The 13,191-nt window shown below is 47.9% G+C and carries 12 protein-coding genes; 5 read left to right on the top strand and 7 right to left on the bottom strand.

Annotated elements, in window-relative coordinates; genetic code table 11:
- Positions 1 to 68: 68 nt before the first annotated feature.
- The gene (locus tag BQ5453_RS13105) at positions 69 to 1,124 is read left to right on the top strand and encodes a glycosyltransferase (protein ID WP_071123520.1); all 1,056 of its coding nucleotides are present in this window, start codon (positions 69 to 71) and stop codon (positions 1,122 to 1,124) included.
- A complete protein-coding gene (locus tag BQ5453_RS13100; protein ID WP_071123519.1) occupies positions 1,121 to 2,239 on the top strand; it encodes a nucleotidyltransferase domain-containing protein in 1,119 nt (372 codons plus the stop codon). The genes BQ5453_RS13105 and BQ5453_RS13100 overlap by 4 nt, the downstream gene beginning before the upstream one ends.
- A 75-nt stretch (positions 2,240 to 2,314) precedes the next feature.
- Here the strand turns inward: BQ5453_RS13100 and BQ5453_RS13095 are convergent, their stop codons facing one another.
- The 4 genes from BQ5453_RS13095 to BQ5453_RS13080 form a co-directional block, all read right to left on the bottom strand.
- A complete protein-coding gene (locus BQ5453_RS13095) occupies positions 2,315 to 3,358 on the bottom strand; it encodes a transposase (protein ID WP_074027632.1) in 1,044 nt (347 codons plus the stop codon).
- Between the two features lie 34 nt (positions 3,359 to 3,392).
- Positions 3,393 to 3,770 carry an ISAon1 family transposase N-terminal region protein gene (locus BQ5453_RS13090; RefSeq protein ID WP_143033257.1) on the bottom strand — a complete coding sequence of 126 codons (378 nt, stop codon included), beginning with the start codon at positions 3,768 to 3,770 and terminating at the stop codon, positions 3,393 to 3,395.
- A gap of 168 nt (positions 3,771 to 3,938) precedes the next feature.
- A complete protein-coding gene (locus tag BQ5453_RS13085; RefSeq protein ID WP_074027632.1) occupies positions 3,939 to 4,982 on the bottom strand; it encodes a transposase in 1,044 nt (347 codons plus the stop codon).
- A 34-nt stretch (positions 4,983 to 5,016) separates the two neighbouring features.
- Positions 5,017 to 5,394, bottom strand: coding sequence for an ISAon1 family transposase N-terminal region protein (locus BQ5453_RS13080; protein ID WP_143033257.1), 378 nt, complete (start codon positions 5,392 to 5,394; stop codon positions 5,017 to 5,019).
- Positions 5,395 to 5,603: 209 nt separating this feature from the next.
- Here BQ5453_RS13080 and BQ5453_RS13075 point away from each other — a divergent pair, with 209 nt between their 5' ends.
- The 3 genes from BQ5453_RS13075 (at position 5,604) to BQ5453_RS13065 (ending at position 9,163) form a co-directional block, all read left to right on the top strand.
- Positions 5,604 to 6,227: a sugar transferase gene (locus BQ5453_RS13075; protein WP_071123676.1), complete on the top strand. Its 624-nt coding sequence runs from the start codon at positions 5,604 to 5,606 to the stop codon at positions 6,225 to 6,227.
- A gap of 19 nt (positions 6,228 to 6,246) precedes the next feature.
- A complete protein-coding gene (locus BQ5453_RS13070) occupies positions 6,247 to 6,459 on the top strand; it encodes a hypothetical protein (protein ID WP_071123518.1) in 213 nt (70 codons plus the stop codon).
- Positions 6,460 to 6,634: 175 nt separating this feature from the next.
- Positions 6,635 to 9,163 (top strand): DEAD/DEAH box helicase, encoded by a 2,529-nt coding sequence (locus tag BQ5453_RS13065; RefSeq protein ID WP_083361241.1) that lies wholly within the window; start codon positions 6,635 to 6,637, stop codon positions 9,161 to 9,163.
- A 315-nt stretch (positions 9,164 to 9,478) separates the two neighbouring features.
- Here BQ5453_RS13065 and clpX read toward each other — a convergent pair whose 3' ends face one another.
- The 3 genes from clpX to tig form a co-directional block, all read right to left on the bottom strand.
- Entirely contained in the window at positions 9,479 to 10,732 is a 1,254-nt protein-coding gene (clpX, locus tag BQ5453_RS13060) for an ATP-dependent Clp protease ATP-binding subunit ClpX (RefSeq protein ID WP_071123516.1), read from the bottom strand.
- An 18-nt stretch (positions 10,733 to 10,750) separates the two neighbouring features.
- Positions 10,751 to 11,419, bottom strand: a complete 669-nt coding sequence (gene clpP / locus BQ5453_RS13055; protein WP_071123675.1) for an ATP-dependent Clp endopeptidase proteolytic subunit ClpP — start codon at positions 11,417 to 11,419, stop codon at positions 10,751 to 10,753.
- Between the two features lie 216 nt (positions 11,420 to 11,635).
- Positions 11,636 to 13,018 carry a trigger factor gene (gene tig / locus BQ5453_RS13050; RefSeq protein ID WP_022102058.1) on the bottom strand — a complete coding sequence of 461 codons (1,383 nt, stop codon included), beginning with the start codon at positions 13,016 to 13,018 and terminating at the stop codon, positions 11,636 to 11,638.
- Between the last annotated feature and the right edge of the window lie 173 nt (positions 13,019 to 13,191).

The following is a 13,191-nucleotide window of genomic DNA, read 5'->3' as shown; positions in this document are numbered from 1 at the left end:
GGTATAGCAAAAAGATATACGTGTTGTTTGTAATGTATAAATTGCAATAAGTAGATTTATTTTAGAATATGACCATATTACAAGTTATAACGTGCTCCAATCTTGGTGGAGCGCAGTCGGTTGTAGCCTGTCTGTCGAATGCTTTGTGTAGAGAACACAAGGTGATAGTTGTGGCAGGTGAGGGAGATGGAAAATTGTGGAATATGCTTGACGAGAGAGTAGTACGCGAACCGTGTATGTGCTTGAAGCGTGCTTTGTCTCCGTTGAATGACGTAAAGGCATGTTTCAGCTTGCGCGCCTTGTGCGGCAAATACAAGCCCGATGTGATACACTTGCATTCATCGAAGGCTGGTATGTTAGGGCGTGTGGCTTTGCCGAAAAGCAAAATTGTGTACACGGTACATGGGTTTGATTCCATACGTGTGGCTTACCGCAAATTGTTACCAATAGAGAAACTGATGCAGCGGCGTTGCCAGTACATCGTAGGGGTGAGTAAATACGACGAGAAACATTTGTATGAAGAGGGTATAACTCACCATGTCAGAATGGTGTATAATGGCATTCCGCAAAGTGACAATGGTGCGGTATGTCGTGTGGATTGGCAAAGTATTAGTGATGGTTACGAAAAGACTGTGCTTTGTATAGCCAGACTTTCCCCTCAAAAAAATGTAAGCCTATTTTTGCAGATTGCAGCATTGTTGCCTCAGTATGCGTTTGTGTGGATTGGTAATCAGCAACCCGTGACCGAGCCACATGGTAAAAATGTGTATTTCTTAGGCAATATACAAGAGGCCGGGGCTTGCTGTAAAATGGCAGATATGTTTGTGCTGTCAAGTAACTACGAAGGGCTGCCGATGGTGCTGATTGAGGCAATGCGGGCGGGATTGCCTGTTGTGGCATCGAATGTGGGGGGCGTAAGCGAAATCGTGCGAAACGGTGAAAATGGTTTTGCGCTTGAAAACAAAGCGGAGGTTTTTGCCGATAAAATAAAATACATATTAGAGCGTGAAGATATTTATAAAGCCTTTGCCGAAAAATCTGCAAGGATTTTCAGTACAGAACTGACAGCAGAACAAATGGTAGATGGATATAAAAAACTATACGATAGAATCATAAACAAATGAACAATTTAGGCATTGACCAAAGGCACATGCCTTTGGTGAGGCTGTTGCGTAAATCTTTTGCATTGCCAACAGAAGCCCCGTTAGCGTTTTCGCAACATGAGTGGCAGCAAGCTTTTGATGATGCGCGCAAGCAGGCTTTGGTGGGTGTGCTCTGGCCATACGTCAGCAGTTTGCAGGAAAAAGAGCGTCCGCCACGAGATGTGTTGCTGAGGTGGTATGCCGTGGCAGAACAAATACAGGTGATGAACGAACGCGTGAATGCGGCAGCAATAGATGTAGTGAAAACTTTTGCGGCTAATGGATTTCGTTCGGCAGTATTAAAAGGACAAGGACTTGCGTTACTTTACCCGCACCCTGAACTCCGCAATCCAGGTGATGTAGACTTGTGGGTGGAGGGAGAGCGCAAGCAGGTGCTTAAATATGTGCGCAAGGTATGTCCAAAGGGTGAGGTACGCTATCACCATGTAGATTATCCGCCCGTGAATGGGGTGGAGGTGGAGGTGCATTTTACCCCTTCGTGGATGAACTCTTGTTTGTCGAATGCCCAATTGCAGCACTATTTCAAGCAGCAATCGGCTTTGCAATTTGAGCATTTTGAATTATTGAGAAATGGTAGCGGTGCTACCTTGCCAGTACCAACGGAGAGCTTCAATGCCGTATATGTGTTGATACATATCTATCGTCATCTGTTGGGCGAGGGCATTGGGCTGAGGCAGGTGATGGATTATTATTACGTGGTAAAATCATTGCCGGTTGATAAGCGTGAACAAGTGGTTGCGCATTTTGAAAGTTTGAATTTGACGTCATTTGCCAGAGCCTTGATGTATGTGTTGCAACAGTTATTTGGGCTTTCGACAAATTATTTTATTGTGCCGCCCGACGAATATTCTGGCCGCTTTGTAATGGACGAAATATTAAGGTCGGGCAATTTTGGTAAATATGACGAACGGCTCAAGCGTAAGGCTAACGAAACGGCTTTGTATCGTTTTGTGCGGTCGTTACATCGCAATGTACGCTTTGTAAGATATTTCCCTACTGAAACATTGTGTGACCCTTTGTTCAAATTGTGGCAGTTTACATGGCAGCATTTGCATCGTTACAGAAGAAAAAACTAACCTTTTTGATAAGCGCGCTATAAAGACCAAAAGGCGGCGCACCCGACAAACCCTGTGGAGTAGGCCGTGCAGATGCTAACCCAAAACTGTTGCTAAACGATACATGAAGAATGGTATGTCTATGACTCCTTTTACTTGTGCACGAAAGCATTTGATCTTTGAGTTCAACGATTCAGCTGAAGCGTTAGTCTTACGTCCGTCAAAGTAGTTCAGGATTTCATCCTCATAGAATCTGATGGTATCGCGTACGGACTTGATTTCACGCAGAGTGCAGGAAGCCACTTTCTCATACCACCCCTTGAAATTCTGTTTGGCAGTCTCCTTTGTGAGTTTCTTGTTTCTGAATATGGCTCTAAGGGAGTTGATCAGATTGTATGCTTCTTCAAGTTTTGGGTAGAGTGCGAAAAGTATCTTCGCACGCTTTTTCTGCGTTGCGCTCCACTTCTCTCGGCTCATGGACAATTGCTTGCGACATCGTGTCTGTGCCTCTACAAGAGTCTCGCCATTTTCAAGCCTTTTGGGTTCAAAGCGAGTGTTCAGCCTCATAGGCTTTCTTCCGCGCTTGCTCTTCTTCCAGTTCTTCCCATGCCTTTTCCTCATTCGCTCGCGGTAAGCCTTTCTCTGCGCTGCCAGATTTTCGAGGTATTTGCGAAACTCTGCCTTCTGTCTGTTCGCCTCCTTTACGGCTTTTCGTTTCAGGCGCAGGCGTATCTCTTCGCAGCCCTCTCCACCGCGTTTTACGACATGGAAGCAGTCACGTATGACTGTGGCTTTAGGGAATGCCTCTCGGGCTATGACACGCATGCAATCTGAGAGATCCATCGTGATATTCTCAACCATTTCACGCTTATCTGCAGGTAGTTGCATGAGAACCTTCAGTACGTCAGCAGGATTCGTTCCCTTGACTACTGCTATGATTGCACCCTTGCGACCATGGGCATCCTTGTTGTGAACGATAGTGTACAGTTCGCCCTGGAGGGAGGTCTCGTCTATGCCTTGCTCCTTACCTACGTTTTGCGGAATAAGAATCCACTTGGATGCGTGATCCTTCTGCTCCCACGTCTCGAAGTTACTCAGGGCGTCCTTGTATCTTTTGGCAAACGTGGAGCTGTTAATCATGTACGTATAACCAATCTGACGAGCGGTTATCGTCTCAGAGTCCATTCGCCCTCTTTAAAAAAAGCGCGAAGTCCTTCGCGTATCGAGTGCCCTTATGCTTCAGTTCAAACTCCTTGTCAAGGTCAACACTTCTTGTTGTGCCATCCGGCATTGTCCAACGCCTTCTTCGTATGTGAAGTACCGCCTTCTTGTCTCGGGCTGGATAGTCAAGTAAACATGATTCTTCCCCAAAACCATTGCTCACGGAATCCTTCATGTCTGGTGTGCGATTGTCGCGCTCATCCAGATAGATGTGAAGCTCTGTTGTGTAAAGAACATCCTTGTCCAGAGTACGCTGTGTTGCAAAGTCTGTCACCTCGAAATATTTAAGAACTCCTTCGGGGAGGAAATATGAGGCGAGGCCCTCATACATATTTTTATTGCCATTCTGATTCATAGTGCAAAGGTACTACTTTTGGGCAATCATGTATCGTTTGGCAACTCAGTTTTTGGGTTAGCATCTGCACAGCCCTCCACAGGGTTTGTCGGGTGCGCCNNNTCGGCGCACCCGACAAACCCTGTGGAGTAGGCCGTGCAGATGCTAACCCAAAACTGTTGCTAAACGATACATGAAGAATGGTATGTCTATGACTCCTTTTACTTGTGCACGAAAGCATTTGATCTTTGAGTTCAACGATTCAGCTGAAGCGTTAGTCTTACGTCCGTCAAAGTAGTTCAGGATTTCATCCTCATAGAATCTGATGGTATCGCGTACGGACTTGATTTCACGCAGAGTGCAGGAAGCCACTTTCTCATACCACCCCTTGAAATTCTGTTTGGCAGTCTCCTTTGTGAGTTTCTTGTTTCTGAATATGGCTCTAAGGGAGTTGATCAGATTGTATGCTTCTTCAAGTTTTGGGTAGAGTGCGAAAAGTATCTTCGCACGCTTTTTCTGCGTTGCGCTCCACTTCTCTCGGCTCATGGACAATTGCTTGCGACATCGTGTCTGTGCCTCTACAAGAGTCTCGCCATTTTCAAGCCTTTTGGGTTCAAAGCGAGTGTTCAGCCTCATAGGCTTTCTTCCGCGCTTGCTCTTCTTCCAGTTCTTCCCATGCCTTTTCCTCATTCGCTCGCGGTAAGCCTTTCTCTGCGCTGCCAGATTTTCGAGGTATTTGCGAAACTCTGCCTTCTGTCTGTTCGCCTCCTTTACGGCTTTTCGTTTCAGGCGCAGGCGTATCTCTTCGCAGCCCTCTCCACCGCGTTTTACGACATGGAAGCAGTCACGTATGACTGTGGCTTTAGGGAATGCCTCTCGGGCTATGACACGCATGCAATCTGAGAGATCCATCGTGATATTCTCAACCATTTCACGCTTATCTGCAGGTAGTTGCATGAGAACCTTCAGTACGTCAGCAGGATTCGTTCCCTTGACTACTGCTATGATTGCACCCTTGCGACCATGGGCATCCTTGTTGTGAACGATAGTGTACAGTTCGCCCTGGAGGGAGGTCTCGTCTATGCCTTGCTCCTTACCTACGTTTTGCGGAATAAGAATCCACTTGGATGCGTGATCCTTCTGCTCCCACGTCTCGAAGTTACTCAGGGCGTCCTTGTATCTTTTGGCAAACGTGGAGCTGTTAATCATGTACGTATAACCAATCTGACGAGCGGTTATCGTCTCAGAGTCCATTCGCCCTCTTTAAAAAAAGCGCGAAGTCCTTCGCGTATCGAGTGCCCTTATGCTTCAGTTCAAACTCCTTGTCAAGGTCAACACTTCTTGTTGTGCCATCCGGCATTGTCCAACGCCTTCTTCGTATGTGAAGTACCGCCTTCTTGTCTCGGGCTGGATAGTCAAGTAAACATGATTCTTCCCCAAAACCATTGCTCACGGAATCCTTCATGTCTGGTGTGCGATTGTCGCGCTCATCCAGATAGATGTGAAGCTCTGTTGTGTAAAGAACATCCTTGTCCAGAGTACGCTGTGTTGCAAAGTCTGTCACCTCGAAATATTTAAGAACTCCTTCGGGGAGGAAATATGAGGCGAGGCCCTCATACATATTTTTATTGCCATTCTGATTCATAGTGCAAAGGTACTACTTTTGGGCAATCATGTATCGTTTGGCAACTCAGTTTTTGGGTTAGCATCTGCACAGCCCTCCACAGGGTTTGTCGGGTGCGCCCAAAAGGCGTGCTTTAATTATATCACGAAACCAATATGAAGAACAACATACACCAGCTATTTCAACAAACAATCAAAGAGCAGAATATGGAACATTTTAAGTTCATACCCGATGGTATGAATGCCTTTGAACGTAATGTAAAGCGTATAATTGATATGTTTACGGCACTTGGGTGCTTGATAGTGTTTTCGCCCCTATTTCTGTACTGCTACATAGCGGTGAGACGTGAGGACGGTGGCCCCGCCATTTACAAGCAAGAGCGCATAGGGCGCTTTGGACGGCCATTCTACATTTACAAGTTCCGCTCCATGCGGCTTGATGCCGAAAAGATGGGGCCGCAACTGTATAACACGGGACATGACCCGAGATTGACAAAGATTGGCAAATTTCTGCGTGAACACCATCTTGACGAATTGCCGCAGTTGTGGAATGTGTTTTGTGGCGATATGGCTTTTATTGGGCCGCGCCCCGAAAGGCAATTTTACATAGACAAGATAATGGAGCGCGACCCGCGTTACACTTGCTTGTATCAAATACGCCCGGGGGTGACATCGTATGCCACGCTCTATAATGGCTACACCGACACGGTGGACAAGATGGTTGCCCGATTGCGCTACGATCTTATTTATCTTGAACACCGCTCGTGGTGGCTCGATGCCAAAATATTGTGGCTCACGTTTTACCGCATTGTGTCGGGTACAAAGTTTTAAGAACGTAATAGTGAATAATATGAACTATAAAGAACAAGACAGAGAACGGATAATCAACTATATTAAACAGCATGGCGGCCGTTGCGCTGTGGCTGACATCATGCAGCACAGTGGAGCCGAGAAACTGCGTGTGCACACCATACTGTTTGAGGAGTGTATGGCGGGACGCATGGAGGCTGTTGAAGAAGGCCCCTTTGGTAGTCCAAGGGTGGTGATGCTTGTTGAGGCGTAGGCCCGCTATTCGTTCGGTTTCAATGGGCTGCAATATTATATGGGTGATTCTAAAAATTCTGTTTTAAGAGTTTTGCAATACTGAAATGTGAAAAGCACTTTCGATAGCGCACAAATCCCTGTTCCAGAATTGTTAGAACCACCCATATTTCCTTTTTCCAAAATCAGGAATACGCATGAGTAGTATGCGACTTTACGATTATCAGCTTGACATGAAGCAACGAATTGATGCGGCCTTTGAGTCGCATCAATCTGTTATGGTACAAATGCCAACAGGCACGGGTAAAACCTGCTTGTTGGCTTTTTGCGTTTGTGACTGGTTGAGGCTGCATGGTGGTTGCGTGTGGATAGTTACGCATCGTCGCGAATTGGTGGCCCAGGTGCGGCATACCTTGCAGCAGGTGCTGCCCGAGGTGTTTGGTGCGGAGGGTGGTGCTGCAGCTGGGGCGGTCCATGATGCCAGAATAAAGGTGTATTCCATTCAGTGGCTGTGCCGCCATTACGGAGAGATGGGCGAACAACCGGGTTTGATGGTGATAGACGAGGCGCACCATGCGCTGGCTGCTACGTATGCCGAGGTGATGAACGCTTGCCATGGGGCTAAAAAGCTGGGACTGACCGCCACCCCGTGCCGGCTCAACTGTCGTGGATTTGGACAATTGTTTGAGGTGTTGCTGCAATCGTGGTCGTATAATAAGTTTATAGCTAACGGCCGTTTGTCGCTATACGACTACATGTCGGTAAGGCCCGACAGCGAGGAGCAAAAGGTGGTGTGCGGATTGAAAAAACGTGCCGCAGACGGCGATTTCTCGTTGAGGGAAATGCGCGAAAAACTTGATGTGCGTCCCAGTATAGAGCGACTTTGCCATACAGTGCAGCAATATGCGTATGGCAAGAAGGGCATTGTTTATGCCATAGACATAGACCATGCCAATCATGTGGCCGATTACTATTGTGCTCATGGCATAAAAGCGCTGGCCATCAGTGCTCGAACACCTGCTGATGAACGCAACCGGGCGGTTGAACGCTTTAAGCAGGGACAAATAGATGTGCTTGTGAATGTTGACTTGTTTGGCGAGGGATTTGACTGCCCAGATGTGGAGTTCATACAGTTGGCGCGCCCAACACTTTCGTTGGCAAAGTATTTGCAGCAGGTGGGGCGCGGCATGCGTGTGTATGAGGGCAAAAAGTATTGTTTGATATTGGATAATGTGGGGCTTTACCGCTTGTTTGGTCTTCCTTCGGACGATCGTGACTGGCAGGCCATGTTCGATGGGCGTGTGGCGGGAAAGGCAGATGTAAGGCAAGCAAGGAGCGTACTCGACATGGGGATTTTGACCAGTCGGTCTAAAACGTCAGACGTTATGTCTACAGATGCGAAACGAACCGAAATGGTTGTGGTGATGACACACGACGGGCACCGCTACGACTTGAATTTGGACTATGGTTACAAACTGGTGCGTGGTATGGACGGTCGACAGGGCATAGTTGATGCGCAAGGCAATGAGGTGTTGCCGTGCACGTATAGCAAAATAGAGTTGACCGCACATGGCCTTGCCCGTTTGCATAGCCGACGCAATTCAGACCGGGAACGTCCTTGGATTGACTTAAAAAATGGTGTGCGTTTTGTGCGGAAACCCAATGTGGTGCGATGTGAATGGCTCGAATTTGTTACGGCTGATGGTGTGCGACTCTACCCCAGAGTGCAGACACGATGGCTGACAGAGACCGACTTTGTTACACATGATGCGTTGCAGCGTGGCGTGGAGGACGGGTTGCGCTTCCGTCAATATTATATTTCGCCTTCGCCTGTGCCACAGCTCTATCGTTTGGTTGACAGAATGGACGGTTATGCCCTGTTTGAAGCACACGATGGACGTTATTATTACAAAAAGGATTATAGCAGGAATTTGATGCCAATGGAGTGGGCCGAATGGAAAATAGAGAAGGATCAGTGGACAAGGCGCAAAGAGAGCTTTGAACAAAAAGCAAGGCATTTTAGAGAAACGTGTATGTTTGCCTACCCCGTAATGGCTGATGTGAGTGCTGGCTATAGATTGGCAGACTATCGTGAACCAATGGACGTGCGCATAGTGCGTAATGGTGCAACGGGTTACAACACATTGGTGCGTGATGAAAGAACCGGCCGGTGGCGGCCGGCTGGCTCGTACACGGCGGTGGGGCAGCAGGCTTATGGCGTACGTGTGGTGAAAAATTGGGAGGGCAAGTATTTGCTGCGAACACAATACTTTGAGAGGTTTGACGCACACGTTGATCCTAAGTTTGACTATGCCGAATTGCTTGATGATGCCTATTTGCATGTGAAAGAGCACGGCACAGAATACTATGTAGACCTTGAAAGCCGGATATGTTTTGACACAAAGCCTGAACTGGTAGAAATAGGGTGCGTGAAATTTCAGCGAGCGGGTGACTTGTATTTGCCATTTGACTATCGCTTGCCTGGCATCACTCCATACAGGCGTGGCGAGATAGTGGGTGGCAATGGCATTTGTTTTGTAGGCAAGCATCTGGTGGTGCTTGAGGGACATACTGAGGCTTATGAAGTCAAACATTGTTATGCCGACGGCAAGCGGTTTGTGGTGAGCCGTGTGGGGCATAACGATACGCTTGATTTGTACTACGACGGCAAGGGGGAACCAGAATTGTTGAATCGTGTAGATGCAGGTAAGGTACTTCACCAATGAATGAACTTGAAACATTCGTCTGCACTGCATTGAGTATCAGCGCTTTAGGCGGTGTAGACAAACTATGTGTCTGCCTGCACTAAATCAGCACAGAGCCTGCACGCAAAAGTAGGTGGTTGCACATGTTGTGCGCATCGGTTTGTAGTGTAACGGCGTAGCGTTGAACGCGAAACGGGGAGTAGAAATCTATCAGATGGATAGATCTTTCTACTCCCCGTTTCGCGTTTTTTTATTTACTGATTGCAAGAGAATGCTGTCAGCTCTTGGCAGAAAATAATATGATGGTGTATGCTGCCAGTGTGTGCACTGTCGTAGTTATGCCAGATTGCCGCGCTTTTCCATTTGCGCTTCGGCATATTCTTTGGTCACTTCAAAACTCTTCTTGTCGGTAGATGGCACTTCGAACATGGCGTCCATCATGATGGTCTCGACAATAGAGCGCAGACCGCGGGCGCCGAGTTTGAACTCGACAGCTTTGTCAACAATGTAGTCAAGCGTGTCCTGTGTGAAGGTGAGTTTAACACCGTCCATTTCGAATAGCTTGATGTATTGTTTAACGATTGAGTTTTTAGGTTCAACCAAGATGCGGGCAAGTGCTTCGCGGTCGAGCGGATTGAGATAGGTGAGAACCGGCAGACGTCCGATAATTTCGGGAATTAAACCAAATGATTTGAGGTCCTGCGGCTCGATGTACTTCATCAGGTTTTTGGGGTCAATCTTTTTGGCATTCTGCACCGAGTTGTATCCTACGGTGTGGGCATTGAGACGCTGCGCTATGCGCTTTTCGATGCCGTCAAATGCGCCTCCGCAAATAAACAGAATGTTGCGGGTGTCGACGTGGATATAGTCCTGGTCGGGGTGCTTTCGGCCTCCCTTTGGCGGCACGTTGACCATTGTGCCCTCGAGCAGTTTGAGCAGGCTTTGCTGCACACCCTCGCCGCTTACATCGCGTGTGATTGATGGGTTGTCGGCTTTGCGGGCAATCTTGTCTATCTCGTCGATAAACACAATGCCGCGTTCGGCCTTGGCCACATCGTAATCGGCCACTTGCAACAAACGCGAAAGAATGCTTTCAACGTCCTCGCCTACATAGCCGGCCTCGGTAAATACGGTGGCGTCGACAATGGTGAATGGCACATCGAGCAGGCGGGCTATGGTGCGGGCAAGCAATGTTTTGCCCGTGCCGGTTGAGCCAACCATGATGATGTTAGACTTTTCAATTTCAACATCATCGTCCTTTTTGCCGTCTGTGGCTTGGGCCAGGCGCTTGTAGTGGTTGTATACGGCTACGCTCATAAAGCGTTTGGCATCGTCTTGTCCTATGATGTATTGGTCGAGGTATGCCTTGATGTCCTTTGGCTTTGGCACTTCATTGAGGTCAATGTCCTTCAGGGTGGTTTTGGTGTTTTTGCCGTTTTGTGTGGCACCAGGCATATATTCCTCAAGCATGTGGAAGGCACTTTGCACGCAGTCTGAGCAGATGTAGCCATCGGCGCCGTTGAGCATCATGGGCACTTCGCTCTCAGAGCGGCCGCAGAATGAGCATTTGTGCTCTTTTTTGTTAGCCATATTTAGTGTATGTGTGCTTTAAGCTTTCTTGGGTTCGAATATTTTGTCAATCATGCCGTACTCTTTGGCTTCCTGTGCTGTCATCCAATAGTCGCGGTCGGAGTCGGCCCACACTTTGTCGAAGTCGGTGTGTGAGTGGTCGGCGATGATGGTGTAAAGCTCTTTCTTGAGTTTTTGAATTTCGCGTGCGGTGATTTCGATGTCTGAAGCCTGACCCTGTGCGCCACCCATTGGCTGGTGAATCATGACGCGGCTATGGGGTAGGGCAGAGCGCTTGCCTTCCTGGCCTGCTACGAGCAACACTGCTGCCATTGAGGCTGCCATGCCGGTGCAGATGGTGCACACGTCGCTTTGAATGAATTGCATGGTGTCGTAGATGCCCAGGCCTGCATAAACTGAGCCGCCGGGAGAGTTGACATAAATGGAGATGTCCTTGCCGGGGTCAGTAGAGTCGAGGTAGAGCAGCTGTGCTTGCAGTGTGTTGGCAGTGTAATCGTCAATTTGTGTGCCAAGGAAGATGATGCGATCCATCATCAGACGTGAAAATACGTCCATTTGGGTGACGTTGAGCTGGCGCTCCTCAAGAATGTAGGGGTTGAGGTATTGGTTCTGGCTCTTTATCACATCGTCGAGCACCATTGAGTTGATGCCAGCATTGGCAGTGGCAAATTTTTTGAAATCGTTGATGTTCATGGTGTTACTTGTTATGGCAAATGTGCAAATATGCTCATGCTTTGATGGGACAGCGTTTGTAGCAAAGCTCTCTCATTTGCGCATTCGTATATTTGCACATTTGGAATGTAGTTTAATAAGTGTCGGGGAGGGGTGGGAAGCTCTTTATGGCGAATAGCGTGCAGCCTCGATAGCCCTGTGTGCCCCGGTGCTTAGTTTGTAAGAACTATATTAGGCTTGTGCCTCGTCAGCCTTGTTGTTTTCTTCAAACATCTTGGCAAAGTCCTCAGATGAGATGTTCTTGTGGTTGAGTGTAACAACCTCCTTGAGGGCGGCAGCAAGTTTCTGATCAACACAACGGTCAACCAACTGGTTAACCTGCTCCTGGTGCTTCAGCATTTCCTGAGCGTAATTTTCGAGGTATTCGTCAGGAATGTTGTTCATGCCATACTGGGCAAACTGGAAGCGTGCGGCCTGAACTGCAGCAGCCTTTATGTCCTTGTCGTTAACCTTGATCTTGTTGGCCTTGACAAGCTGCTCTTTGATAAGGTGCCACTTGAGTTCGACGATGCTCTTGGCATAGTTGTCCTCAACAAACTTTTCGTCCTTGTCCTTGTTGTTGGCCTTCATGATTTTCTTGAGCAATTCGTCGGGGAATTCCAACTCGCCAACCTTCTGCTCCATATAGGCGCGTACGTCGAGCATGAACTTGTAGTCGCTGTCGTTAACCTGGAGGTCGTGAATGCTCTCCTTGATTTTGTTACGTGCGTCGTCCTCGCTCTTAACTTCGTCCTTGCCAAAAACCTTGTCGAAGAACTCCTGATCGAGTGTGGCGGGTACGAAACGGCTGATTTCGTTAACCTGGAAACTGAAGTTGCCAGCGTGGTTGGCCACGTCTTCACGTTCGATCTTGAACAATGACATCAACTCAGCCTCGTTAGCCTCGTAGGCAGTAGTGGGGTTGAAGGTGATTACATCGTTCTTCTTGGCGCCATCGAAGATTTTCTTCTGGTCGTCGTTCTTGAAATATTCGGGCATCAAAGAGGCTGTTTCGATAACCAAGCCACCTTCTTTGGGCTGGCCGTTCTCATCGAGTTCGGCCAAAGTGCCACGCATAATGTCTTTGGGCTCGTAAGAGTCTACATCTTCGGGGTGGCCAGCCTGCTGCTGGAGTGCACCGAGTTGCTTGCTGATGATATCGTCGCTAACTTCGATGTCGTAGTAGTCGATGTTGTCTTCGTTGTTAAGTTCGGCCTTGAACTTGGGCGCGATGGCGATGTCGAAGATGAAAGTGAAGTCATCTTGCTTTTCGATGTCCTGCGGTGTTTGCTTTTCGCTGCCGAGGGGTTCGCCAAGCATGTCAATCTTCTTGCTCTTGATATAGTCGAAAAGGCTGTCCTGCAGAAGTTTGTTTACTTCGTCAGCCTTAACTTGGGTACCGTACATTTTCTTAACAAGACTTGCGGGAACGTGACCGGGACGGAAGCCGGGCATTTGTACCTTTTTGCCTAATTCCTTGAGAGACTTGTTAACGTTGGCTTCGTAGTCAGCCTTGGCCATGTTGATGGTGAGTTCGCCACTAACTTTGCCAATCTTTTGAAATTGAATATCCATTTTACTGTTTTCTGTTTGTATTTCAGTGTTATTACGCCTATTTATATAAGGACCCATCTGTTGCGTGTTGCTCCGAATGGCCTTATGGCATAAGCGGTGGCAAAATTAGCATTTTTCTTTGATAATGGGCGTAAAAGCGGCAATCTTTTTTCTGTTAGGAGGGTGTAATGTGC

This window comes from Prevotellamassilia timonensis, assembly GCF_900106785.1.
GTDB lineage: Bacteria > Bacteroidota > Bacteroidia > Bacteroidales > Bacteroidaceae > Alloprevotella > Alloprevotella timonensis.
This window is presented reverse-complemented; position numbering and strand designations above follow the sequence as displayed.